Annotated in this window: 26 protein-coding genes; 4 read left to right on the top strand and 22 right to left on the bottom strand. The window is 42.0% G+C overall.

The window, feature by feature from the left end:
- Positions 1-11 precede the first annotated feature (11 nt).
- From DVW06_RS06200 to opp3b, 3 genes are read right to left on the bottom strand one after another with little or no spacing between them, the layout of a single operon-like run.
- Positions 12-1064 carry an ABC transporter ATP-binding protein gene (locus tag DVW06_RS06200; RefSeq protein ID WP_029487296.1) on the bottom strand — a complete coding sequence of 351 codons (1053 nt, stop codon included), beginning with the start codon at positions 1062-1064 and terminating at the stop codon, positions 12-14.
- The gene (opp3C, locus tag DVW06_RS06195) at positions 1064-2101 is read right to left on the bottom strand and encodes an oligopeptide ABC transporter permease (RefSeq protein ID WP_003128579.1); all 1038 of its coding nucleotides are present in this window, start codon (positions 2099-2101) and stop codon (positions 1064-1066) included. The genes DVW06_RS06200 and opp3C overlap by 1 nt, the downstream gene beginning before the upstream one ends.
- On the bottom strand, positions 2101-3042 hold the full coding sequence (gene opp3b / locus DVW06_RS06190; RefSeq protein WP_003128578.1) for an oligopeptide ABC transporter permease: 942 nt from the start codon (positions 3040-3042) through the stop codon (positions 2101-2103). The genes opp3C and opp3b overlap by 1 nt, the downstream gene beginning before the upstream one ends.
- A gap of 82 nt (positions 3043-3124) precedes the next feature.
- Here opp3b and DVW06_RS06185 point away from each other — a divergent pair, with 82 nt between their 5' ends.
- A complete protein-coding gene (locus tag DVW06_RS06185; protein ID WP_003128577.1) occupies positions 3125-3460 on the top strand; it encodes a DUF3899 domain-containing protein in 336 nt (111 codons plus the stop codon).
- Between the two features lie 232 nt (positions 3461-3692).
- Here the strand turns inward: DVW06_RS06185 and DVW06_RS06180 are convergent, their stop codons facing one another.
- The 5 genes from DVW06_RS06180 to DVW06_RS06160 all read right to left on the bottom strand — a co-directional run bounded on the left by DVW06_RS06180 (position 3693) and on the right by DVW06_RS06160 (position 8680).
- On the bottom strand, positions 3693-5354 hold the full coding sequence (locus DVW06_RS06180; protein WP_003128576.1) for a peptide ABC transporter substrate-binding protein: 1662 nt from the start codon (positions 5352-5354) through the stop codon (positions 3693-3695).
- A 482-nt stretch (positions 5355-5836) separates the two neighbouring features.
- Positions 5837-6160, bottom strand: a complete 324-nt coding sequence (locus tag DVW06_RS06175; RefSeq protein ID WP_005472773.1) for a hypothetical protein — start codon at positions 6158-6160, stop codon at positions 5837-5839.
- A gap of 237 nt (positions 6161-6397) precedes the next feature.
- On the bottom strand, positions 6398-7045 hold the full coding sequence (gene pcp / locus DVW06_RS06170) for a pyroglutamyl-peptidase I (RefSeq protein WP_003128574.1): 648 nt from the start codon (positions 7043-7045) through the stop codon (positions 6398-6400).
- Between the two features lie 30 nt (positions 7046-7075).
- Positions 7076-7996 carry a DUF979 domain-containing protein gene (locus DVW06_RS06165; RefSeq protein WP_137264507.1) on the bottom strand — a complete coding sequence of 307 codons (921 nt, stop codon included), beginning with the start codon at positions 7994-7996 and terminating at the stop codon, positions 7076-7078.
- Complete coding sequence (locus tag DVW06_RS06160; protein WP_003128572.1) at positions 7997-8680, bottom strand: DUF969 domain-containing protein; 684 nt, start codon at positions 8678-8680, stop codon at positions 7997-7999.
- A gap of 72 nt (positions 8681-8752) precedes the next feature.
- Here DVW06_RS06160 and DVW06_RS17435 point away from each other — a divergent pair, with 72 nt between their 5' ends.
- The gene (locus DVW06_RS17435; RefSeq protein WP_021149086.1) at positions 8753-8929 is read left to right on the top strand and encodes a hypothetical protein; all 177 of its coding nucleotides are present in this window, start codon (positions 8753-8755) and stop codon (positions 8927-8929) included.
- An 89-nt stretch (positions 8930-9018) separates the two neighbouring features.
- On the opposite strand, the gene rlmN is transcribed toward DVW06_RS17435, so the two are convergent.
- From rlmN to DVW06_RS06120, 8 genes are all read right to left on the bottom strand, one after another.
- Positions 9019-10083: a 23S rRNA (adenine(2503)-C(2))-methyltransferase RlmN gene (gene rlmN / locus DVW06_RS06155; RefSeq protein ID WP_005472777.1), complete on the bottom strand. Its 1065-nt coding sequence runs from the start codon at positions 10081-10083 to the stop codon at positions 9019-9021.
- Positions 10084-10344: 261 nt separating this feature from the next.
- Positions 10345-10644, bottom strand: coding sequence for a hypothetical protein (locus DVW06_RS06150; RefSeq protein ID WP_003128567.1), 300 nt, complete (start codon positions 10642-10644; stop codon positions 10345-10347).
- Entirely contained in the window at positions 10641-11012 is a 372-nt protein-coding gene (locus DVW06_RS06145; RefSeq protein ID WP_003128565.1) for a type II toxin-antitoxin system PemK/MazF family toxin, read from the bottom strand. Before DVW06_RS06145 ends, DVW06_RS06150 begins: the two co-directional genes overlap by 4 nt.
- Before the next feature lie 9 nt (positions 11013-11021).
- Positions 11022-12143 (bottom strand): alanine racemase, encoded by a 1122-nt coding sequence (gene alr, locus DVW06_RS06140; protein WP_003128563.1) that lies wholly within the window; start codon positions 12141-12143, stop codon positions 11022-11024.
- 53 nt (positions 12144-12196) lie between these two features.
- A complete protein-coding gene (acpS, locus tag DVW06_RS06135; protein ID WP_003128562.1) occupies positions 12197-12553 on the bottom strand; it encodes a holo-ACP synthase in 357 nt (118 codons plus the stop codon).
- A gap of 353 nt (positions 12554-12906) precedes the next feature.
- On the bottom strand, positions 12907-14415 hold the full coding sequence (gene cshA, locus DVW06_RS06130) for a degradosome RNA helicase CshA (protein WP_003128560.1): 1509 nt from the start codon (positions 14413-14415) through the stop codon (positions 12907-12909).
- A 282-nt stretch (positions 14416-14697) separates the two neighbouring features.
- Entirely contained in the window at positions 14698-16047 is a 1350-nt protein-coding gene (locus tag DVW06_RS06125) for a UDP-N-acetylmuramoyl-tripeptide--D-alanyl-D-alanine ligase (RefSeq protein WP_003128559.1), read from the bottom strand.
- Between the two features lie 86 nt (positions 16048-16133).
- Positions 16134-17189 carry a D-alanine--D-alanine ligase gene (locus tag DVW06_RS06120; RefSeq protein ID WP_003128558.1) on the bottom strand — a complete coding sequence of 352 codons (1056 nt, stop codon included), beginning with the start codon at positions 17187-17189 and terminating at the stop codon, positions 16134-16136.
- Between the two features lie 180 nt (positions 17190-17369).
- Between DVW06_RS06120 and DVW06_RS06115 the strand changes: the two genes are divergently transcribed.
- Entirely contained in the window at positions 17370-19103 is a 1734-nt protein-coding gene (locus tag DVW06_RS06115) for an ABC1 kinase family protein (RefSeq protein ID WP_137264506.1), read from the top strand.
- Positions 19104-19130: 27 nt separating this feature from the next.
- Here DVW06_RS06115 and DVW06_RS06110 read toward each other — a convergent pair whose 3' ends face one another.
- The 6 genes from DVW06_RS06110 to DVW06_RS06085 form a co-directional block, all read right to left on the bottom strand.
- Positions 19131-19583, bottom strand: a complete 453-nt coding sequence (locus tag DVW06_RS06110; protein ID WP_003128555.1) for a YaiI/YqxD family protein — start codon at positions 19581-19583, stop codon at positions 19131-19133.
- Positions 19584-19698: 115 nt separating this feature from the next.
- On the bottom strand, positions 19699-20364 hold the full coding sequence (locus tag DVW06_RS06105; protein ID WP_003128554.1) for an ABC transporter ATP-binding protein: 666 nt from the start codon (positions 20362-20364) through the stop codon (positions 19699-19701).
- Between the two features lie 10 nt (positions 20365-20374).
- Positions 20375-21871, bottom strand: a complete 1497-nt coding sequence (locus tag DVW06_RS06100; RefSeq protein WP_137264505.1) for an ABC transporter permease — start codon at positions 21869-21871, stop codon at positions 20375-20377.
- A 260-nt stretch (positions 21872-22131) separates the two neighbouring features.
- Positions 22132-23961, bottom strand: a complete 1830-nt coding sequence (locus DVW06_RS06095; protein ID WP_029487300.1) for a carbohydrate-binding domain-containing protein — start codon at positions 23959-23961, stop codon at positions 22132-22134.
- Between the two features lie 12 nt (positions 23962-23973).
- Positions 23974-24648 carry a DUF4956 domain-containing protein gene (locus tag DVW06_RS06090; RefSeq protein ID WP_003128549.1) on the bottom strand — a complete coding sequence of 225 codons (675 nt, stop codon included), beginning with the start codon at positions 24646-24648 and terminating at the stop codon, positions 23974-23976.
- Positions 24638-25360 (bottom strand): polyphosphate polymerase domain-containing protein, encoded by a 723-nt coding sequence (locus tag DVW06_RS06085; protein ID WP_003128547.1) that lies wholly within the window; start codon positions 25358-25360, stop codon positions 24638-24640. The genes DVW06_RS06090 and DVW06_RS06085 overlap by 11 nt, the downstream gene beginning before the upstream one ends.
- Positions 25361-25492: 132 nt before the next feature.
- On the opposite strand from DVW06_RS06085, the gene DVW06_RS06080 reads away from it, so the two are divergent.
- Positions 25493-26167: a response regulator transcription factor gene (locus DVW06_RS06080; RefSeq protein ID WP_003128546.1), complete on the top strand. Its 675-nt coding sequence runs from the start codon at positions 25493-25495 to the stop codon at positions 26165-26167.
- Position 26168: the final 1 nt, after the last annotated feature.

Genomic DNA, 26168 nt, shown 5'->3' with positions numbered 1-26168 from the left:
GTTCTCCTCCTTTATACAGATGCCTGTCTAGTTTTTTCTTGGAATTTTTTCCAACGAATCAAGATTTCATCCGGAGGGGTAACCTTAGGTGCTTGCGGAGCTAAAAGCCACGTAGCTGCTTTATGGGTCGGTGAAACATCAAAGAATGGGGGTTGCTGTTCGGCATCGATCTGCAAAGCAAACTCATTTCTAGGATAAAAAGCATCCCCAGTCGGCGGATCCAACAAATCTGGTGGTGAGCCAGGAATCGCATACAGACGATCCCCCGTCCCCTCCAAGGTAGGCATGGAACCTAACAGCCCCCAAGTGTAAGGATGCTGTGGATTATAGAATATTTCTTCTGCTGTTCCCACCTCTACGATTTTGCCGCCATACATGACGGCTACCCGATCTGCCACATTTGCTACTACTCCTAAATCATGGGTAATAAAAATGATCGATGAATTGATTTTTTGTTGGATATCTTTCAACAACTCAAGGATTTGGGCTTGAATCGTTACATCCAGTGCCGTAGTCGGCTCATCAGCAATCAGGATCTGTGGATAACAGATTAATGCGATGGCAATGACGATCCGTTGCCGTTGTCCCCCTGAAAATTGATGCGGATAATTTTTCAAACGCTTCTCAGCATTCGGAATTCCTACCAGATTCAAAAGATCCAAGGCTTGTCGGAGTCCTTCTTTTTTACTAAGCTTGTTATGTTTCATCAAAGATTCGGCCACTTGTTTGCCGATGGGCATCGTCGGGTCCAGAGAAGTCATGGGATCTTGGAAGATCATCGCAATTTCTTTTCCGCGAATCTTTTGTAGTTCTTTCTCAGATTTCTTGAGAATATCCGTTCCATTGAATAGGATCTCTCCATTATCTATATTGGCGTTACTAGCTAATAATCCCATGATACTGCGGGTAGTTACTGATTTCCCACTACCGGATTCGCCAACGATCGCTAGTGTTTCGCCTTTGTATAGTTCGAAACTGACATCGCGGATCGCTTGGACTTTCCCTGCAAAGGTATCAAAGGAGATCTCTAAATTTTTCACTTCTAACACTTTTTCCATAGCAATCACTCTTTCATTTTCGGATCGAAGGCATCACGGAGTCCATCAGCAAGTAAGTTGAATCCGATCATAATGACCGACAACGTAACCGCCGGCACCCACATTTGGTAAGGCAAGAATAAAAAGGTCTTGTACCCGTCGCTCAGTAACATCCCTAGCGATGCTGAAGGCGGCTTTAAGCCCAAACCGATAAAACTTAGAAAAGCCTCGAAGAAAATCGCTGATGGGATACTGAACATCATTTGGACAATAATCACACTCGAAATATTCGGCAAGATATGCTTCATCGCAATCTTCATACGGCTCTCACCTAATGTCGTAGCAGCTAGCACAAACTCTTGATCTTTTAATTTCATTGTTTGCGCGCGAACAATCCGAGCCATTGGAATCCAGTTGGTGATAGCCATCGCAGCTACGATCGAAAAGATTCCTGGTTTGAAGACGACCAGCATCAAAATCATCACCACTAGATTCGGAATCCCAGAAAGGATCTCTAAGAAACGTTGCATGATATTATCCACTCGTCCCCCTAATAAACCGGAAATCAATCCATAGGTCACGCCAAAGATGATATCTAGCAAAGCGGCAATAAAGGCAATCAATAGCGAGATTCTCGTTCCGACAAATAAACGGCTCAACAGATCCCGTCCTAGTCCGTCGGTTCCTAGTAGATAGTAAGTGCCTTCTGGAACATTGGCAGCAGCATATTTATCAACCAATTCACCACCAACCATTGCATACCCATTTAATCCTGGGAGATTGAGTCCGGGAATTTTGGGAGGCAGATTCGTGAACTTCACGTTTTGCGCAGTAGGGTCATGGGGAGAAACAAAGATCGTAATAATCGAGATTGCAATAATGATCAGCAATAGTACGATCGAAAATACAGCTGCTTTGTTTTTCTTCAGACGGCGCCATGAATCTTGGAAAAAGGTCAGCGATGGCGCAGCAATTGCTTCTCGTTCTTCTTTGGTATTTTTTTGTAACGGCTGAAATTTGGCTGCATCAATGGCAGCTACTTGATTGATTGTTTTCTCTTCCATTAGCCACGGCTCCCTTCTGACACACGGATACGCGGATCAACGATACCATACAAAATATCTACCACTAAAATCACAAATACTAACATGGCAGAGTACAAAATCGTGACTGCCATGATTGTTGGATAATCATTTGTCATGATTGATTTTACGAATTGTTCGCCAATCCCCGGAATCGCAAAAATATTCTCAACAACCAATGAACCCGTCATCAATCCAACGGCTAAAGGTCCTAACAAGGTAAGCAGCGGGATCAAACTGTTCCGCAAACCATGCTTGAAGGCGATCTCCCAGCGGCTCAGCCCTTTGGCACGAGCCAACTCAACGTAATCACTGTGGAGCACCTCGACCATCTCGGTTCGAATAAAGCGGGCAGAGTCTGCCAGTGGCGACATGGCTAATGCGATCGTTGGCAAAATCGTGCTTGCAAAAGTTTCCCATTTGGCGATTGGCAAGACACCTAATTTGATGGCAAAAATGTATTGCAGCAAAACGGCAAAGACAAAGTTCGGAATCGAACGTCCCAAGATCGCTACTAGCGTTGACGTCGTATCAATCCATGTATTTTGTTTCATAGCGGAGATCGTCCCTAAAATGATACCGAAAAAAGTCCCAAAAATAATTGCCTGCAGCCCCAATTGTAAAGAAGGACCAATCCGACCAGATAATAGATTCGCTACCGGTTGATTTTTGAATTGGAATGAAATCCCAAAGTCGCCTTTAACTAAATTCGTCAAATACAGCCCATATTGAGTAATCATCGGTTTATCTAAACCTGCTTGTTCATTCAATAAGGCAATCTGTTCGGGACTCAGTTTTTCTGCATTGGTATAAGGTGTTCCTGGTAAAAATTGCATTAAGAAAAATGTGATCGTGGCAATCAACCATAAGGTCAATACCATATAGAATATCCGTTTCAATAAATATTTCAAAAAACCGTTCACGCGTCTTCCCCCTAGGTATTTTGACTTCTTATCAATAATTATGTAAATTAAGTAGTACGAATCATTAAAAAGGAGTCAACTTATGCGGATAAAAAAAAGTAGTGGGCTGATCGCCCTCATATGTACCCTTATTTCCATTAGCTGGTTGTTTTTCAAAAAGGAATTGACCCTGTCAACTATCTCGGATGCACTATTTCTTTGGGCTTTATTCTTCTTGATCATCGGCGGTTTTCTTTGGGTCTTTGCCTCTGGGTTCTTTGATCATTTCCAATATTCAATGAAAAAAGCTTTTTCCAAAAATAAAACCGATTACCTTAAACTCTCCGATGTTGGTAAACAAAGCTACGGCTTTTGGCTATGGCCAGGAATTTTTTTACTGCTACTTTCTTTGCTCTTTTTATTAATCAATACTCTTTAATTTAGTAACCTATCGTTTCGTGTCTTTTGTCGACTGCCTTTCTGCTTTAGAAAAAAAAGCCGGCTGAGACTGTATTCAAGAGAAGATTTCCATACGTGACAAATAGTGAAGCACTTGGCATTTTGGAGAAGCAGCAGCTTCTCCATTTTTGTTATGCCTGTTATTCCAGCTATTCATCGATAATCGTCATCTTGTATCCAGTTACTGTCCCAGCCGCTAGGCATTCAAGTGGTTATTCAATCGATGTCCACTTGTAATCGTATTGTGCGCCTGCTGCATGAGCAACGACACCTTTTACATTTGGTGCACGTAAATGAGCTTCTGCTTTTTGGTAAACTGGGATTACTCCTTGTTCACTCATGATTAGTTTTTCCGCATTGACTAAATCTTCCCAACGCTTTTCTGGGTCATTGACGTTAGTCGTACTTGCAGATTTAATCAAGGCATCATACTCTTCATTGCTCCATTGACCACGGTTATATGAGTTGCCAGTCGTGAATAAGTCTGTAAAACTGCTAGCATCTGCATAGTCAGCTCCCCAACCACCCATCAACATATCAAAGTCTCCAGCGTTGGAACGATCCAAACGAACAGAGAATGGTACGGGGCTTAACGTTACTGTTAAACCATCCAATGTTTTTTGCAATGTATCTTGTACATATTCAATGATTTTCTTCGTAGAATCTGTATCAGAGGCTAAGATATCAAATTCAAGAGAATCGATTCCCAATTCTTCTTTAGCTTTTTCCCAATGCTCTTTGGCTTTGGCCTCATCATATTCTAAAACACTGCCTGCTGATTTAGTAAAATCAGTATTGTCGGATGGGCTAAAGGTCATGCCTTCTGGTACTAGACCTGTCGAAGCAATTGAGCCGTCCCCTAAAATCGATGTCACTAAAGCGTCACGATCAATGGCATACGAAATTGCTTTACGTAAATTTTCATTGCGGAATGGTGATTTTTCATCGCGTTGATTGACTTCAAAATAATAGGTCGTTGCTTCTGGTTGAGAGACAAACGCTTCATCATTGGCCATTTGCTGTGCAAGTTCCCCTGTAAGAATGACATCATCAGCTTGACCATCTTGGAACAAGTTCAATGCAGTCGCTGATTCTTTAACAACACTCACATTGATGGTTTCTAATTTCACTGTATCTTTATCCCAATACTGATCATTCTTTTCGTATGCCCATTCGGTATCGGTTCCTGGTCCATCAAATCCGGTAAGAACAAAAGGTCCATTATAAACGGCATTGTCGCTCGTTGCCGCATATTGATCCCCGTGTTCTTCAACAACCGCTTGACTTTGCGGGAAGAAAGATGGGAATGCCAGCAAGTAGTCAAAGTAAGGAGTGGCCTTTTCTAATGTGATCTCTAACTCATGATCGCCAACTGCTTTGATTCCTAATTCAGACGGATCTTTCTCTCCGGCTGTGATAGCTTCCGCATTTTTTACTGGTGCGTACAAGTAGGCATACTCTGAAGCCGTCTCAGGCTTGACTGTTCGTTGCCAACCATAGACATAATCAGCTGCTGTTACAGGTTCGCCATTTGACCATTTTGCGTCATCACGCAATTTGATCTTATAAGTCAATCCATCTTCACTGACTTCTGCTTCTTCTGCTGCTCCAGCTGGCTGCGGTTTGCTGTCAGCGTCTAAGCGGTACAACCCCTCATATACATTATTTAGCGCACTGAAACTGATTGTATCTGTCGCAAGGGACAAATCGGCACTTGGCATTTCTTGTTGAACCACAACATTGAATACCTGTTCCGCATTGCTTTCGCTGCTGGCAGCTGATCCGCTGCTTGAATTATTTGAACCACCTGTGGTACAGCCTGCTAAAACTAAGCCGCACACAGCAACCAATCCATATGCCCATTTATTTTTCATCCTGAACTACTCCTTAATTGATTTAATTTTCAGAATAATCGCTCTTTTCTGAAGTTAGATTAGATTTTAATTAATAATTATTAAAAAAGCAATCTTTTTTTACAATTTTTAGCATTAAAAAACACGATAAAAGACAATAACTTTGAAGAATTTCTACTAAATATTACTAGAAAACTAATAAATATGCTACTTTCATCTTCTTCTCATTTTTATTTTAAAGACCATTTTTTCTTTTAAAAAAAACAAAAAGAGTTGTGTCATAAGTTACAAAAAACAAGCATATATCCGAACAATCAATGAAAGACACTCACTTTACAGCCGTGTCTTGTCGCTAATCTTGATGATTCTTGCGACCTTCATTTTTGATCATTCGGATATCATTTGTTTCAACTTATGTTCCAACTCTTGACTAGTTTTAAGAAACATCTTGGCCACTATAACTGTCTGTGTCCGTTTTGACAAGCAATGTTCAACTAGAAGACTTAAGAAACTAGCCATTCTCCGCCAGCAGCAACAACTTCGTCTCGCAAAAAGGCAGTCAAACGCTCACCTATTTGTTCATCTGGATGTCGGGGATCAACTAAGCTGATCTCTTGCTGCCAGATAGTGTCGCTTTTTTGGAAGGCACTCACAAAGCCGACCAATTGCTCTCCTTCAATAGCTGCAATGACAACTTTATTCGGCTGCAGTAATTCTTCTGCTGTCCGCTGCTCTTTTTGATAGGTAGACGGATAAATTAGAACGGCTAAGTCGATCAGCTGATCACGTAAAATATAATTCTCTCTATCAAATTCAGTAATGATCATGATTTGCCCCCTTCGCATTTCGCGTGTTCCACTAGATGAATTCTATCAATAAATCGATAAAAAGACGAATAAATGACTTTCCGCGCTTCATACTTGCTCGTTACTTGAAATAAATAAGATCAGACAACATCGGCCTATTCTCGCAAGCAACCTATCCTCTTACAAGTTATATTCCTAGTTGTCTGATCTATCTATCGTTAAATCAATTCGTTTTAATTGACAATCTGTTCGTGCCGCTTAATGAATGGCGCCCCCGATTGCTTTGATGTCTTCTTTTCCTTGATAATCGACAATCGCACCGATTGCCGCTTCCAATCCTTTCGCAATATCTTGTAAGCTCATAGCCGGTTGACCAGGCTTGTCAACAACTTGCTCCGGAACGAATGGGACATGAATGAAGCCCCCTTTAAGCGTTGGGTATTTTGTATCGATCATGTATTGTACTTGATACATGATGTGGTTGCAGACAAATGTACCGGCAGTATTTGAAACAACAGCAGGAATCCCGGCTTCTTTCATCGCAGCTACCATTGCTTTGATCGGCAACTGACTGAAATAAGCAGGTTGACCTTGAGGCTGGATGGCTTCATCTACTGGTTGATTGCCTTCGTTGTCTGGAATACGTGCATCATCGACATTGATCGCCACTCGCTCAGGTGAAATAGCAAAACGTCCGCCTGCTTGTCCAATATTCAAAACAACATCAGGTTGGATCTCTTCAATTTTAGTTTGTACAACTTCAGCTGATTTGCCGAAAACAGTAGGAATCTCTAATTTAACTATCTTTGCTCCGTTGATTTCTTCTGGTAATAATTTAACAGCTTCCAACGCTGGGTTGATTTCTTCTCCGCCAAATGGATCAAATCCTGTGACTAAACATTTCATATTGATCATCCTTTCTATTCCTTTTTACCACTAAAATGCCCAAAAGTACATCAATCCGATATGGATCACAATTAGCAGCACGGCAATCGGTGCTTGGGTTTTGATTACTGCATTCGAATTTTTCATCTCGAGTAATGCGACGGGTAATGCATTGAAATTGGCTGCCATCGGTGTCAACAATGTTCCGCAAAAACCGGCAGTCATCGCCAGTGCTCCTGCTACAACGGGATCTCCCCCTTGAGCGATTACGAATGGGACACCGATTCCGGCAGTAATGACAGTAAATGCCGCAAAGCCATTTCCCATGATCATTGTAAATAAAACCATGCCTAAACAATAGGCAATCACACCAATCAAACGATTGCCTTCGGGTACTACATCTGAAATACCATGGGAGATCACTTCTCCAACACCAGCAGCATTAAAAATCACGCCTAGAGCCGCTAGTAATTGTGGCAAGATACCAGCAGTACCGACTTGTTGGAACATACGATCGGAATCATCCAGCACTGTTTTTGGTTTAGCAGAGGTCAATACCATTGCTAAAATCAACGCCAAAACAGAAGCGATCCCGATCCCAACTTGTCCGCCTAAAGGTGTGTAGGAAATCGCAACTGCGATGACTGCTAGTGAGATACAAGGGATAAAAATCTTACTGCCGATTCTTTCGGCGGCTTGTTCTGCTTTTTGTTCATCGACATCCACGATTTTACCAATTCGAACTTGCTTGAAGAACGTCAATACGCCCATACAAATAATGATGATCCCATCAATGATGTAAGGAATAAAGTTTCCGAAAGCAAAAACGATACCAAGTAAAAGCCAAAATGTTGCTGTACCCAGTCGTGTTGGATGGGTCGCATCTTTAAAGACTCGAACAGCAGTCATGATTGACAAGAGACCGATCAAAATATAAAAGAATTCTAAAATATTATTGATGATTGCTTCCATTTACTTTTCCTCCTTTTCGCCATATTTTTTAGACATTTTGCGATCGAAAGCCAGATTTGAAAGGGTAGCAATGACTAAAACGATCAGCGCGATAGGGATTGAAGCCTGTGCAATTGCACTGGCGGCTACGTCATAACCCAATGATTTTAACGTTCCAGTGATCAATAAAACACCCGAAGCCGCCACAAACGTATTTTGGGCAAAAAAGTTCCCGTAGTTCTCATTAGCTGCCGCCCGAGCTTTGATTTTTTCCTGATCTGCTTCTTCTAGTTCGCCATACTTGTTCTCCGCTGCGGCTTGCGCCATTGGGTTTACGATTGGACGAATAAATTGCGTGTGTCCTTGGATCCGAATCGAGAAGAAACCTGCTAGTTCTCGAATAAACAAATACAAACTTAAAAACTTGCCTGGGGTCAATCCTTTGATTTTTTCAATCAAAACAACGGCCTGTTGTTTCAATCCAAAGCGTTCTGAGATTCCTACCATTGGTAGTGTGAGTAGGAATAAGGTCACGAGACGATTGTCTACAAATGCCTTTCCTAACATTGATAAGAAATCAGTAAAATCTATCCCCGAAACTAATGCGGTTGCTAATCCTGCGATCAGAACAACGGCGATCGTGTCGAGTTTCAGCAAAAAGCCGACAAGAATTACCAAAATACCAATCAATTTGATCCATTCCATGGAATCATCCTTTCATCATGTGTGTTATTTTTATTTCTATCAATTCTTATAGTATAGACGATTTTTCAAGCCATGAGTATCGGAATTTTGAAAAAATCCAGAGAAATCGCTTTCCTTTGTTGTTATCCAAAACAGTTCTTTTCTGAAATAAAAAAATCAGCAAAAGCAGGAACCGCACCCGTCTTTGTCTCAGAGCTGGCCTTTTTCAGCGGTCTGTCAACAAAGAGTGCCGTTCACCTACTTTTCTGATTTTGAAAAAACGGTCTCCTGTACCGTTTTTTGATAAAAGTCTGTTCAATGAGCGACTTTCCCGCCTTCATGGTCAGACTTATTTGTTTCTAGGCAGTGACTTGCTTTTTCATCTGTTTGCTGCGCAACTGACCGCAAGCTGCATCGATATCCGTCCCATGTTCTTTACGAATCACACAGTTGATACCATTTTTCTTCAAGATGTCATAAAATGCTAAAACATCTTCTTTCTTACTGCGAGCATACTGATCATGTTCACTGACAGGGTTGTAAGGAATCAAGTTCACATAAGAAAGCTTGCGTTTATTCTTGAGCAATTCGACCAATTGCCGCGCATGCTCTGGTCGATCATTGACATGATCCAGCATGATGTATTCAAACGTGATTCGCCGATTGGTTTTTTCCAAATAGTAGTCAATAGCTTCCATTAGTTTTTCAATCGGGAAACTGCGGTTGATCCGCATCATCGAAGTTCGTACTTCATTATTTGGAGCATGGAGTGAAATCGCAAGGTTCACTTGTAAGCCATTTTCAGCAAACTCTTTGATTTTATGAGCTAAACCACTGGTTGAAACAGTGATATGGCGCGCACCAATCGCTAGTCCTTTCGGATCATTGATAATCTGCAGAAACTGCATGACATTCTCGTAATTGTCAAAAGGCTCGCCGATTCCCATCACCACCACATGGGAGACACGTTCTCCAGCATTCAATTCATCGAAATAATGTTGCACCAGCATGATCTGAGCGACAATTTCTCCAGCAGTTAGGTCTCGTTGTTTTTTTAGCAGACCGCTCGCACAAAATGTACAGCCGATATTACAGCCGACTTGTGTCGTCACACAGACTGACATACCATATTCCTGACGCATTAAGACGGTCTCAATCATATGATTATCGGGTAACTGGAACAAATATTTGACTGTGCCGTCGCTGGCTTCTTGTAAGACGATTTGTTTCAAAGGATTGATCACAAACGATTCATTTAACTTAGTTACCAATGATTTAGGCAAATTGGTCATTTCTTCAAATGTCGCTACTCGTTTCTCATATAACCATTCCCACACTTGATTCGTGCGGAATTTCTTTTCTTCTTGCTCAGTCATCCACAAAGATAAGGACTCTTTGGTTAATCCATAAATTGAAGGTTTCACATTGCTTCCTCTTTTCAAAATAGTCGCTACATACTATAACTGAATTTTGCGTATAAAGCAACTCATCTCCGAGGCTTGTTGAAAGCAGAATTACGAATGCAACACTCTGATCTCAGAATATAAAAAAAGATAAAAGACTGAACGATCTTGTTCTAGACACTGGGCTCTTTTTCCTAATTTATCGTTTCTGCTAAAATTTTCCCTGCTAATGCAAAAAACTTTCCTCACGTATCACATATAGTGATGGAAAGTTTTTTGTATTCACGTATTGAATTCAATGACTTTGCCATCTTTCGCGACTAATTCGCCACGTTGCGGTGGGCTTGTGTGCAGGTAAAGCTGCAATGGCATCTCCAATGTCAATGTCTTTTCTCCTTGCTGAAAGACACCATAGTAACTTGCTTTTTCCTGATCTTCATATGTATGGCTCAATAAAAAATACCCTTTTTCAACGTCTTCTTGTTTCTTTTTAGTTTCCCGTAAAAAGCGCCGCAAGTGTTGATAAGTATAAAATAAAAATAGTATCAGTGTTGCCGCTAATAACAAATATCCTAGCATCATGAATGAATCGACGACGTGGAATAAGCCGTCTCGACTCCCACACTGATCATTAATGCCGCATCGACTTCACACATGATTGATTCATCTAGATGACAAACCTTCTCCTTTAGTCGACTTTTGTCGATTGTCCGAATCTGCTCCATCAAGATCACTGAATCTTTACCAATCCCTGTACAAGTCGCTGAGATCCCAATATGGGTCGGCAGTTTTGGCTTAGCCATTTTAGCCGTGATCGCGGCAATGATCACCGTTGGACTAAAATGATTGCCTAAATCATTTTGAATCACTAATACTGGCCGAATCCCTCCTTGCTCCGATCCAACGACCGGTGACAGATCGGCAAAATAAATGTCTCCCCTTTTTACCATAGGACCACCCTAACTTTTATATTCTCGCGGCACCCTTGCAGAAAGCGTGCATGCCACTTCATAATGAATCGTCTCTAATTGTTCCGCTACCTTTTGCATAGTGATGCACTGTCCGTTATCTTCGCCGATCAATGTGACTTTTGTTCCCGCAGGAAATGACCGGGGTAAACGGATCATCAGCTGATCCATACATACACGACCAACGATTTCACAATACTCACCAGCTACCAATAAAGAAAATCCTTGCATTTTTCGCAACCAGCCGTCCGCATAACCAATCGGTACCGTACCGATCCATTCTGCTTGCGGCGTGATATATGTTTCACCATAGCCAATTCCGGCTCCTTTTTCAAGTAATTTCACTTGGACCAATTCAGAAACAAGAGACAAGGCTGGTTTCAATGGATATGTTTCTGGCAATGCCGTTCCTGAAGGATTCAATCCATACATCGCAATGCCATAGCGAACCATGTTCCCTACGGCTTCTGCGTGCCACAAAGCAGTAGCACTATTGCCGGCATGGACATACCTTGGCAATTCAGGCAGACATGCCAATGCGGTTTGAAACCGTTGATTTTGTTCTTGCCAATACGTATCATCTGCTTGATCGGCCGTCGCAAAATGGGTGAAAACCCCTTCCCATGTGAACAAAGACTGCTCTTGGAGCCATTTGACAGCCGAGAGTAACTCTTCATTAGAAATAAAGCCAATTCGCCCCATTCCTGTATCAACTTTCAAATGGACCTTCAGCGGATTGGTGACAGGATTTTTTTGCAAGAAAGCAGCCGCTTCTTGCAACCACTCGTTCGTACTTACTGGAAATGAAAGATTGTAGTAGCTCAGCAAACCGATATCTGCCACAGAAACGATCCCCAACACCAATATTGGTTCACTGAATCCAGCTTCCCGCAACTCGATACCTTCATCGACTGTCGCAACACAAAAACCGGAAGCGCCCCCTTCTAGAGCTGCTGTTGCTGTCTCAATAGCCCCATGTCCGTAGCCATTTGCTTTGACCACAGCAAATAAATCCGTTGCCTTTGGCAAACGCGCCACTTCATTTTCAACATTTTCTTTGATTGCCTTTAAATCTATAATGGCTTTCGTTGGTCTATGGATTGAAACGACCATTCCACTTTCCTTCTTTCTCTAGTGATTCCCTTAACGAATCGCTATCTCTGGCATTATTCATTCTCCAACAAGATTTGCGCAAAGGCAGTCTCATTGGTATGAGTGATACTGACAAACGTCTGATGTAGAGGGTGAGGTGCCTTTGTAACAACGGGCGCTCCAGCCTCGTTGGTCAGAACTTCGATATCTTGAAAAGACAATTTCCCAATTCCTGTTCCCCAAGCTTTCGAAAAAGCTTCTTTACAAGCATACCGTCCCCCAAGAAATTCAATCTGCCTTTTTTTTGGCAGCTTGAAAAACAGTTCAGATTCCTTCTCAGTTAAAATACGCTGAATAAATTGCGGTTTGTTTTCAATCAATTCTTTGATGCGGGCTAATTCTACTGCATCGATCCCGATACCTTTGATCATTTTCTATCCTTTTCTGTTCAGCAAGAACCTTTATTCCATGACTGTTCATTACGATTTTATATCTATCTATTTAATACATCAGCTGCATTTATTTTAGTTTCATTCTACCAAAAAAAAAGGGAATTACCACTCAAAACTAAAGGGTTTAATGGATGGTTAAGAAATTTTTGAGAGGCTCGTTCTCCAGTTTTCCTTGACTATACCGTCTTTTCTCAAAAAGGGCAAAAAAAATATCCGAACAATGATCGATCACGCCAAGTGGCCTCTTGGTCAGTGGCACACATTGGCAGGTTGATCGAAAAAAGTTCAGATAATTTTGTGTCGAAAAAGGTGCTGAAAGCGACCTCTAAGGACTAGTCTTGATTGTTGCGGATAACGAAGCCGCGTTTTTTGTCATTGCTGCGACGGTTATTTTTGCGAGCGCCGTCTTTGCTGTAATTTCCTCGAGCTTTGCCGCTGCGGTTGCCGCCGTTGTCTTTACGGTTGCGGTTGTTGCTGTTGTTGCTGCGACGACCATTTTTATTGAAAGATTTCTTTCCTTGCGGTAATGGTCTTTCTGGTGTGATCTTCACAGGGACAAGATCAGATGGATCTTTCGCGATTGTTTTAAGAAGCAAAGCAGCCAAGTCTTGTGCTGAGTAGCGTTCCAATAAATCATCTGCAGCTTGGAGGTATTTATCCAACCCGTTTTCATCCATTTTCACTTCTACTTGTTCAATTGCTGCACCTAATTGCCCCTTAAAAGCTTCTTTTTCGGTTGGTGGACGCATTGGTGACATCCGTTTTTTAGTTAGATTTTCAATAACATGCAAATAACTCATTTCGTTTGGTGTAACGAAAGTTACGGAGATTCCGCCTTTACCTGCACGGCCCGTCCGTCCGATACGGTGAACATAACTCTCTGGATCTTGAGGAATATCATAGTTGTAGACGTGAGTCACACCAGAAATATCTAATCCTCGAGCTGCAACGTCTGTAGCAACCAAAATATCTAAATGACCGCTCTTGAATGAACGTAATACGCTCATTCGTTTTTGTTGAGACAAGTCTCCATGGATTCCTTCCGCTTTGTAGCCTCGAGCTTCTAGTCCTCGTGCCAATTCATCGACACGACGTTTTGTCCGACCAAAAACGATCGTCAACTCAGGTGTTTGTACATCCAACAAACGAGTCATAATATCGAATTTTTCATAGTCTTTTGAACGAACATAATATTGATCGATCAAATCAGCCGTCATTTCTTTCGCCTTGATTTGAACATGTTCAGGGTTTTTCATGAATTTTACGCCAATGCTCTTGATTGCAGGAGGCATTGTTGCTGAAAATAGTAAGGTTTGACGTTCTTCAGGTACTTGGCTGATGATCTTCTCGATATCTTCCAAGAAGCCCATGTTCAACATTTCGTCTGCTTCATCCAAAACAAGTGTTTCCACTGTGCCAAGTTTCAATGTGTGGCGGTTGATATGGTCTAACATACGTCCTGGTGTACCGACAACGATATGGGGACGATCTTTTAGTTGACGGATTTGACGACCAATATCCGCACCACCGTAAACCGCTTGAACCCGGATTTTTTTGTCTTTTCCTAAACGATATAGTTCTTCTTGGGTTTGGATCGCTAATTCCCGAGTAGGTGCAATCACTAATCCTTGTAGTTGGTGATTTGCTGGGTCGATTTTTTCCAACATTGGCAAGCCGAATGCTGCTGTTTTTCCGGTACCGGTCTGAGCTTGACCGATGACATCTCTTCCTTGCAACGCAAGGGGAATTGTTGCTTCTTGGATTGGTGTTGCTTCTTCAAAGCCGGCACGCTCAACAGAAGTCAATAATTCGTTTGATAATTCTAGATCTTTAAATTTCAAATGGATCCTCCTAATTTGGTCATCATCATGATGCCTGTTTTCTTTAATCGAAGCGTACTTTCTTCAGAAACACAAGAGCAGTCCCATCTCTTATCTTTCTCTTGTTACCGAAAAACCGCTTCACGAAGGCATTATAAAAGGCTAAAACAAATCTTTCTGTCTCAGCCATCATTTTATCTCAAAACGTCAATGTTTATTTACAGTAATCATTCTGTGCTTCATCTTTCGGCATTAAATAAGTATAGCACAGAATGAAAATTTCAGCAAGATTTCACGCTTACTTTACATTGCTGTTAGAGAATCAATTACCTCAACCAGGCCCATTCCGTTGCTCCCCTTTAAAACAATGCTATCCGTAGGCTGCAGTTCTTTTTGTAGTTGTGTGATCAGCGCCGCTTTTTCCTCTTTGCTAAAGAAATGGACTCGATCGGCTAAGCGGCTTTGATCCAATGCACGTTTCAACGCTTGCATCTCACTACCGTACAAAAAGATCAAATCGAACCTTTCATCTAAATGATCCGCCATCCCGGCATGCATCTTCGCTGAATCAGGACCTAACTCCAACATGTCTGCTAGCACAGCGATCCGTCTGCCAGTCAGAGGCAATTTTCTGAAACTGTCTAAGACTAATCCCATCGCTGTTGGGTTTGCATTATAGACATCGCTTAAAATAGCGGCGCCATTCGCAGCTTTCAGCCATTGTGTACGATTCTTTGTCAGTTGAAAATCAGCCAATCCTGCTTTGATTTTTTCTTCTTCAATCCCCAAATAACGACCGATGCCAATCGCGATCAAGGCATTCTTTACATTGTAGCCGCCGATCACTGGAATCGTATAGACTTGATCCGCTACCGTAAAAGCTGTTTGTTCTTGGGTTTCTTCTTGGATCGTTCCTTTAAGATTGCCTTCACCCAAACCAAATGTTTCTACCTGCTGAGTCAACTCTGCAAGGTAGGGGGTCAATAAAGGCTCGTCTGCTGGTATCATGAAAAATCCTGCTGGGTCTAAGCCGGCAGTGATTTCCATCTTGGCTTTCGCGATTCCTTCACGAGAACCAAGATTCTCAATATGGGCTTCACCGATCAATGTGATCGCTGCAACATCTGGCTGAGCCAAGTGTGACAAGACCTCGATTTCCCCCGCATGATCCATCCCCATCTCCAATACAAGAACTTCTGTATCCGCTGGTGCATGCAGAATCGTTAGTGGCAAACCAATTTCATTATTGTGATTTCCTTGTGTTTTGTAGGTTTTGAACTGCTGTGCCACCACCGCATCTACCATATCTTTTGTGGTAGTCTTACCATTGCTACCTGTAATAGCAATTACTTTTGGCGCCAGTTTTTCTTTATAGAATTTTGCCAGCTTTTGAAAGGCAGCTAGGGTGTCTGATACTTCGATGATCATTAGTCCTTCTGGCGGCTGGATTGTCGGATGGCTCCAAAAAGCAGCGATTGCTCCTTTTTCTTGTGCTTGTTGAGCAAACTCATGGCCATCTCTCGTTCCGGCCAACGGCACAAACAAACTATCGGTAGTGACCAAGCGGCTGTCAAATTCTATACTGCTGATCATTGTCTGATCGGCACATTCTACGCCAAATAAAGCGGCAACTTCTTTTATCGATAGATTCATCTTATTTATCTCCTTAAGTTAAAAACAGGGAAGATCATGGTCCTTTCAAGCTTCACCTTGAGTTGAACTGATTTCCCTATTTGTGATTATTCGACATCGGTTAAAAAGGCTTGACGCTGTTTAAAACGGTTGACTCCTAATTGAATCAATTCCTCAATCAAATCACCATATGGCAGACCGGTTTTTTCCCACAACAGCGGGTACATACTAAACTCGGTAAAACCAGGCATCGTGTTCAATTCATTCAGGAATAATTCGTTTTTGTTCGTCAAGAAAAAGTCGCAGCGGCTGAGGCCGCTTCCTCCAAGCATCGTATAAGCTTTTTTGGCAAACTCTTGCGCTTTCGCTTGTGTCTCCTCAGGAATTTGAGCTGGGATCTGCATCTCAATCTTATTGTCAAGATACTTCGAATTGTAATCATAAAAAGCTACATCTTTAACGATCTCGCCGGGCATTGTTGTACGCACATCTTCATTTCCAAGAACAGCGACTTCGATTTCGCGAGCTTCGATCCCTTGTTCTACGATCGCTCGTGTATCATAACGGTAGGCTTCTTGAAGTGCATTTTGCAATTCTTCCCGATTTTCAGCTTTTGTGATCCCAACACTTGAACCCATATTGGCAGGTTTGATAAACATTGGATACAAAAGACTGCCTTCACATTGTTCAAATACTTTTTTAGGATTTTCTTTCCAATAGTTTTTAAGAACGGGTACATAAGGAACTTGCGGAATCCCCGCCGCCTGCAAGATATATTTGGTCATAATCTTATCCATGCCACAGGCACTAGTTAAAACCCCTGCGCCTACATAAGGCATGCCGATGGTCTCTAGAAACCCTTGGATCGTTCCATCTTCTCCATTTGGTCCGTGGAGCAGCGGAAAAACAATCGCATCCTCTTCCTTGATCTCACCAGGTTGGATCGGCGTCCCTTGGTAAGCCGAATCCGTCAGATTCAACACTTCTTTGGATGTAGGGGCTTCAGTCAATAAAGAGCCTTTTAGCCACTGGCCATCTCTCGTGATCATTACTAATTGTACTTGGTAGTAATTATAATATACAGCATTGACTACTGAAAAAGCGGATAGAAGCGATACATCATGCTCTGCACTGCGTCCGCCATATAATAAAATAATTTTCAAAAGAAATTCCTCCTGTATTCATTGTTTCTACCAAAACTAATTCTTCCACATTTTAGCACAAAAACGAAGCTGCGACATTATTTCTTGCCGATTTTAACAACTGAAATCATCCGTAGTTGAATGTTTCTTGATTTCTTCGTACTATTAGACTAGCGAAACTTAAAGAATAGAGGTGCCCGTATGGAACAGGAATCACCATCTAAGAAAAAAAGACTCAGACAGATCGTTCAAGTGTTTCTCAAATACAAAGTGATTCAAAATTTAAGTAAGCAGCAAGATCCCCTCGCTGTACGCAAAGCCTTTGAAGAATTAGGACCCACCTTCATTAAAATCGGACAAATGCTTTCCGTCCGTAGCGACTTATTATCTGACGCTTTTATCAATGAATTCAAACACTTGCAAGACAATGTCAAAAGCGATCCTTTTCCGCAAGTCCAGGCGCTGTTAGAAGCAGAATGGGAACAACCTCTGACAGCCATTTTTACAACTTTGCAAGAAAAGCCCTTAGCTTCGGCATCTATCGGTCAAGCTCACCGTGGGACTCTAAAAAATGGCAAAGAAGTTGTTGTCAAAGTACAGCATCCCGGCATTATTTCCGCTATCCAAGTAGATCTCGATTTGTTTGAAAAAGCGATTCCTTTGATTCGCTATATTCCAGAAACGAATGTGGTGGATCTTAAAAGCGTTCTGCATGAAGTTCGACGCTCATTGGATAATGAAACAAACTTTCTGCAAGAAACGAAAAATGCGCAAGAGTTTTATCACTTCAATCACCACTGGCAGCAGATCGAGATTCCTAAAGTCTATCCTCAGTGGTGTACACGTAAAGTCATCGTCATGGACTATATGGAAGGAGAAAACCTAAACTGTTTGCTTGCTCGAAAAAACAATGAACAATTTTTTCCCAACCGGACAGTAAAAGAAATCAAGAAAGAGGTCGGTACCCTGCTGGTAGAGAACTTTATGAAGCAAGTCTTTGAAGACGGCTTTTTCCATGCAGACCCTCATCCTGGAAATATCTTCTTGCAACCACTGGATCCCGATCAGCAAACAGCTCCTTTCCATGTAAAAAAGAAAGTTGGTGTTTTAGGCGGTGTTGATTACTCCTTAAAATGGCAGGATGAGGAGACACTGCCGCCTTATCGCTTGATCTTTTTAGATTTCGGAATGATGGGACATATGGACCAGACCCTTCGCAGTCGGCTGGCAGATGCCTTGATCGCATTGTACACTCAAGATACCCAACAAGTTGGTAGAGCTGTCCTACGCCTTTGCCGTCGGGAAAGAAACTTCGATGAAGTGGATTTCTATCAAGATCTTCAGTCTTTTGTTGAAAATTATTACAACATGCCGATCAAAGATATTGATTTGCAAAAAGTATTAGCTGAAGTCATCACTATCTGTCATGACAATCATCTACAGATGCACCGTGACATCACGCTGCTGATTAAAGCTTTCGGAACGCTTGAAGGAGTAATCGAGGCACTTGACCCTCAATTATCGATGATGGAAGTGACACAGCCATTTGCTCAGAAATACTTTTTGCAGCAGCTGGATCTTGAAGAAGAAATGAAAAAAAGTTTGTTAGCCAGTGCCAAAAGTCTCCGAGCACTCAGTCGACTCCCTGATCGAACATTAGCTGCTGTCAACACACTAGCTACTGGCAAGCATCGTCTGAATATTGAGATCCGCCATCAAAAACAGCTGCTGGACCGTTTTGATCAAATGATCAATCGGCTAGTGATTGGCATTATCTTAGCAGCAGTGATTTTAGGTTCCTCTCTTTTAGTCGTTGCAAGTCCCCAACAGGGCAGCTTTGTTCATCAAATGGGTATCTTTGGCTATTGTATAGCCTTTGTGGCCATCGTCACCGTTGCCGGAAAATATTTTTATGATCGTTTTCGAAAAAAATAAACGATCCAGCAGTCTCCTCAATGATGGTTACTGCTGGATCGTCTTTTTAATTTCTTGCTCTAGAACTTGTTTGAATTGTTGACGATCCTCTTTCGTGAATGGTTTCGGTCCTTTGGTCCGCTTCCCGGCTTTACGCATTTGTGTTCCTAAATACCGTTGCCCTAATAAAAAGTCGATAGTCTCCGGCAAATATTCTGTCCCGTTATGATGAAAAACACGGGCTTTTTTTGGTAATACAAGTGAAGCTAAGCCATAATCTTGTGTGACTAAAAAATCGCCCGGTTGAATTTCTTTAACAATCTCATAGTCGGCTCGATCGGCCCCCTTATCCACATAGACAAAATGAACAAAATCAGGATATTCTTTGGCCGTATAGTGATCGACACTAGTGACGATCACAACTGGCAATGCAAACTGCGCACCTAATTCAATGACTTCGTTTTTTACTGGGGAACCATCCCCATCGATCAGTAATCGCATCGTCTCGCCCCCTTCCTTTTATTGTAGAAGTTTCTGCTGCAAGATGCAAGACAAGGCTGTATCCGCTCTGATGAGAAAATACAGCCTTGAGTTTAGTCTTTCAGTAACAAGTTTATTAGGAGTCCCGCATGACAAATTGACGCTCTTTTAGTTCATAAACAACATCACAGACTTTCGCTACTTCTTGTTCATGGGTCACTAAGATGATACATTTCTTTTGTTCATGGGCAATTTCTTGAAACAGTTGAACGATATCTTTTGAGGTCGTTTCATCTAAATTACCGGTGGGCTCATCTGCCACGATCAACTCATGTTCACAGCATATAGCCCGGACGATGGCCACTCGTTGTTGCTGTCCACCCGAAAGCTGGGTAACTTTCTTCATAGCTAATTCTTCAGTTATCCCAACTTTAGCCAGGTTTGCCAAAGCATATGCCTTTTTATCTGTTTGTTGTGACTTGGCAATCGCCATTGCGGTAGTCACATTATCCAGTGCCGACATATAGGGCAACAAATTATAAGCTTGAAAGACGATAGAAACATCTTTACGACGGTATTCTCGCAATCCAATTTTGTTCAACGGTTCGTTATCGTAATAAATATTCCCTTCTTTTGGTGTGTCCAATCCCGTGATTAATGAGAGAAAGGTCGTTTTACCAGAACCGCTGGAACCAAGGATCGCGTACATTTTTCCAGAATCAAAGGTCAAATCTACTTCTCGAAAAAGGGCTTCAGATTCTGTTTGGTACCAATAACCTAATTTTTCTGTTTGTAACGTCATGCTATCCCTCCTAGGAAACCAATATTTTTTTTGGATTGAGGCGCAAAATTCCAGCTGAAGATAATAGAATGGACCCAAAGCTGATCCCTACACCTAACAATGCCAATAAGCCGATTTCTTGGAATGAAACCGTAATAGCTAACTCTTGTACTTCTGCCGAGGGTGTAAAAGCGGATAGCCCGCTTCTGCCATTAGGACCGCCGTTGCCCATACTTGGCATTCCTTCCGGACCATTCATCCCTGCGTCCGCTTGTTCCGTTGTCGTTTGTTGAGCCAACAGCTGCTCGCCCACGATATTCCCTACAACATTGCCACTATCTGCAGCGATTCCCAATGCAAAGAACATACAGATAGCAATCTCGGTAAAAAACTGTAAAATGACTTTTATTCGCGATTCGCCTAAAGATAACAGAACGCCGATCTCATATTTGCGTTCTCTGATCGACAACATTACGATCAATGTCAATATGATGACACCGGCAACCGCAACTAGCACAATTATATTTTTGGCAAAACTTGCAACATTATTCAATGGTGTCAACATCGACTGATACATTTGATCATTCGTTTGGATACTGTAGGTATCGGTATCAATCAGTTTTTCAGCTTGAGCAACGAAACTGTCCATTTCTGAAGGATCACTCAACGTATAAGTCGCCGAATCTAACGTATCCTCATTACCCGCCAATGTATTAACGAGAGTATAGGATGCAAACAATGTATTGGCTGGGTTCAAAAAATTGAACATTTGGCTCATACTGTTCCCAACTTCACTGGTTTCATAGATCCCTTTGATCGTTACTTCGACTTCATTGTCTTCACTATCAGAAATAACAAATTTGTCGCCAACTGAAAGCCCATTTGCTTCTGCTAATTCTGATTCGATCAAGACATGATTCGTCCCTTCATCTCCTGCAGTGATGGCTTCACCATCGGTAATTTTCGCGGTGCCTTCTGAAAAACTTGTATAGTTCGTACTTTCGGAAACACCAGTGATTTGAAAATCGCCGCTGCTCATTCTGCCTCCTTGCATATTAGGCATCCCACTTGGCTGGCCATTCGTTGCTCTAGATGAATCCTCCGTAGATTCTGTCGCTGTACTTTCGTCATCCTCACTTGAAATAGCTTCAATGCCACTGACAGCATCGGCTGATGTACTCGCTTCAAAGCTATAGGATGCTACCCCACTTAACGCTGCAATTGCTTGAGCATCACTAAGATTTACCGGTGTATTCTGGAAACTGCCTGGATCGGGCGGTGTCGACTCCCCCTCTGAAGTATCTGAAGAAGCTGTTTGGCTGTTTTGTCGAAGAGACTCCCGATTGGCTTGCAGCGTCACCGTCGCTCCCACGCTTTTTTGTGCGTTTTCGGTTGCGACTAAAGCAGCACTGCGGATTGTCAATCCTGCTAAAACAAAAATCAAAATTGCCGAAAAAACAGCAATTAGCAGCAAACTTCGACCTTTCTTTGCCCACAAACTTTGTAAGCCGCGTTTCATAAAATTCATCTCATATCCTCCTCTACTAAACGTAGCTTGACTATATGTTTACTAGCTTAAGTACACCTTAAAATAGGCATGGTCTATCCACGATATCTTTAGACACTGTCTGCTTCAATCTCGGAAATGGAGGGCTAGAATATCCTTTCAGAATGTTACACTTTAATGGCTTTTTACCAATCATGTATAGCAAGAATAAACTAAGTTGTAGCGGTCATCGTTCGTAGTATTCTTTCTTTGGTTCCTCCAACGAGGGCTACTAGAATTGATCAGCGTCCAAATCCGCCCATTTGGTTTGTCGTGGCAGTTGCGCCAGATTGAGTCAAATTTGAAAGGGTATCTGTTAAAGATAATGTGCCTAATTCAGAAGCATCCTTCACACTTCCTCCTTGATAAAGACCATAAACAGAAGTTTCACTATTGCTGCCGCCACTAAGTAGTGTATAGTCTGCTGATTGTAAATCTGGACTTGAAATCACCACATGTTGAAAATCCTTACTAGGTGCATAGGATAATAACGTATTGCCCTCAGTATCTTGCAAGGTGATCAACGTGTCTGCTGCCTGAGATTGATCGAAAGTAATCGCCACTGATCGTTGTGTTCCGCCACTCACATTCATTGCCATATCAGTGGTTCCTGCAGCGACGAGGGTCCCACCTGTAATTTCAAAGGTTCCATTATAATCTAAAGCGCCATTCCCGCCTTGCGTCGGTCCATTGACAATCACGATTCCACCGCTCATTGTGACATTGCCATTGCTGTCCAATCCATCTCCTTCAGCATCAATTGACAAGGTTCCACCTGTGATGACAACTTCTTTGCTATCGTCTGCTTGATCGCCACCGCCTGGTCCTCCTCCAAAACTATCTTGTCCAAATTGTCCGCTGTCCGTCGTGTCGCTGCCGCCGCCGGCATTTACCCCATCATCGCTTGCTAGCACTTGAATATCTCCACCAGCAATGGTGATGACGCTTGCTTCTAAGCCTTCATAGGATTTGTTGACAATAATCGTCCCATCATTAATGGTTAAACCATTGTCTGCATGAATGCCATCATCTCCAGTCGCTGCTGAAATCTCCCCGCCATTGATGGTGACTGAATCATTGGCTTGGATACTATCATCCGCACTATCGATAGTATAGGAACCACTTGCTAGTAGGATGGATCCACCTGCTTTCATTCCTTTATAACTTTCATCAGCGACGACCGCTTGACTATCTGCACCATCAGCTGTCTTAACGGTCATTTCTGCTGATTGAATACTAAGATTTGTCTCAGCTTGGATACCATCCCGACCACTTTGGATCGTAAATATACCCCCATCAATCCCAATATAGCCTTTTGTAGCATCTTCGGTATTGTTGGCTTGGATACCATCTCCTTCAGAAGTCGTCAGAGTATAATTCCCATCTCGAATCGACACCGAATCTTTTCCTTTGATCGCATTGTTTTTTGCTGTGATTTCATAGGTGCCGCTTGCCAAGACTAAATCGTCTTTGCTGCGGATACCGTTGCTATAATTGCCTTCAATGACCAATTTCCCTTCTCCATTGATCGACAAATCGTCTTTGCTATAAAAAGCAGCATCCGGTTCGGTTTCTCCTTCTGCAAAGGTATAACTCGTTCCATCCGTTAACGTATTTGTTGTATCCGCAGCTAATGTCGTAATGACTTTCTCTGCCTGCTCGATAACAACTGCTGAACTGTTAGCATTCGTGATACTTACTCCAGCAAAAATCAAATGAACTTTGGCTTCTTTGTCGACGTTGATTTTCAACTGACCATCTGTCAAAGAACCGCTGACCATATATGTCCCTGCCGAAGTAATCGTTACTGTTTGATCATCAACTGTAAATCCTTCTCCAGCTTCCGTTTGTGAACCCGCCAGTTTTATCGCTATGGCTGAAGATGACTCATAAGAAGCATCCAAATCCTCTTCTTCATACTTTCCATAATAATCTGTATCTTCCAAAGAAGTAGATCCATTCGTAACCGTTGCTTCCGAAGTTCCAGTGGCAGAACTTGAAGAATTTGTTTCAGATTGCTGCGCACAAGCTACCAGTAACAGTGCCAAAAACAATGGGTAGATTTTTTTCATTGGTCTTCCTCCTTATAATTCATCACGATTAGCCGCAACTTTACCGAGTACAACAGGTAAATTGCCATTACGCGTCCGTACATCATCGATCAAAGCCTTTTCTTGTGTTTGATCCTTCAATACTAAGTGATAGCGTAACTCGTAGAGACTACCCATGGTTGTTGTGCGTACCGAATCCAACTTGGCTGTATGAGTAAATTTCTCAAAAATGTCATCAAACAGTTGGGGATAATCTAAGTCTTCTGGAATAGTTATTTTCAATTCCCGTTCGCTCGTCTTACGTCGTTCGCCAAAGGGTACGGTATACAGCATCAATAAAAAGGCAGCTACCACGAATGAAAAAACCACCACATAACCGACATAACCCATACCGGTAGCTAAGCCGATCCCCATGGACCAAAACACACTGGTGATTTCGCGAGAACCTCCTGGAACGGAACGGAAGCGGATCAAGCTGAATGCGCCCAAAATCGCTACCCCAGTTCCTAAATTCCCATTGACCAGCATAATCACTGATTGTACTAGAACCGGCAGTACTGCCAACGTAATGACAAAATTTTTTGTATAAACATTCTTTACCATATGCACTCCGGCAACTAAGAGACCCAGAATCAGTGAGGCACTAATACAAATAATCAAGCCATCCCATTCAAGAGTAGCGGTATCACTTAACAAACTAGATAACATTCTGAATATCCTCCTTTTTAAACAAATGACGTTGGTAGGTTTGAGTATACTTGGAAAAACTAGCTTTGCGCACACCATACTGATTCAATTGTTCAACAAACCAAAGGGGATAGGCCCCCATTGCTTTGACTTCCATCAACACACCAATCTCTGGCGCTATCAATTGTCCATAACTCCCTTCAGACAATGTCAGATTGTTTTCCCGATAACGAATGTTTTGATCAAAGGTCACTCTAAATTCACTGTCTTCTGATGCAAAAAGCGAAAGGCGGTCATAGGCAATCAAAACGCGCGGACTTAAGTCATGGTTTTGTTTAAATAGCCAACGAATTTCGGCGGCAATTTGAAGTGGTTGAATAGTGGTAGGAAATTCCCCGCTTCGTATCCATGATTGATAATCTGAATAGCTTAGAGGAACACGCCGCTTATATACAATGCCATTGACTTTCTTCTTGATTTCTAGGAACACCAAACTGTCCTGAGATGGAACACCATAACTCCGGATGCGAAATTTCTCTTTATACTTTGGCTTATCCATCGAATGACGGATGAAACGAAAATCATCCGTGTCATAGTAAAGAGATAGAATCGTGTGTTGGCCATATTCATCAATCTTCATCCTCTGCTGCAACGCACCCAGAAACGGCTGAAACTGCTCAGACGATAAAAGATACTTGGTTTCTTTTCGTTGAAATACCTTTTTTAATTTCATGGTATTTTCCTCCTTTGATTGCTATAGTCCCTATTTAAGACGCTGAAACTTAAAGACAGCTTAAGCAAAAATCACTTTTTTAAGTTTTTTTTATGTTACTCATGCTATGCTTATAATGAAAGAGGTGACGGAATGATCAAGTTATTACTGATCGAAGACGACAGAACGTTATCAGAAAATATTAAAGAAATCGTTGCAGAAATTGGTGAAATCAGCCAAGCTTTTGATGGGAGTGAAGGTCTGTATGAAGCCCAAAGTGGGATTTATGATTTGATCATTCTAGATTTGATGCTTCCAGAAATGAATGGCTATGAAGTATTGGCAAAATTACGACAGCACACTGTTCAGACACCAGTCTTGATCTTAACCGCCAAAGATGGATTAGAAGATAAGGTCGCTGGCTTTCAAAAAGGCGCCGATGACTATTTGACAAAACCTTTTTATCGGGAAGAATTATTGATGCGTTGCAAAGCCTTGTTAAAACGTTCATTGGGTTTATTTAATGAAAACCAAGTGGTCTATAAAGGATTGACCTGCAATCTCTCTACTAATGAGGTAACGATTGACGAAAAGCTATTACCTATCCAAGGAAAAGAATTTGCATTACTCGTTTATTTTTTGCAAAACCGAGGCATTATTTTGACGAAAGAGCAAATTTTTGACCGTATTTGGGGATTTGATTCAGAAACAACGATCACAGTAGTCGAGGTCTACATCAGCAATTTACGCAAACATCTTCGGGATACTGGTATTGATAAAGAGATCCGGACACTGCGCAATGTAGGCTATATTATGCAAGGAGATTAGC

Source organism: Enterococcus sp. ARL09-542 (assembly GCF_005234805.1).
Classification (GTDB): domain Bacteria; phylum Bacillota; class Bacilli; order Lactobacillales; family Enterococcaceae; genus Enterococcus_D; species Enterococcus_D gallinarum.
Note: the sequence above shows the minus strand (reverse complement) of the source record. Positions and strands in the feature narration are given on the sequence as shown.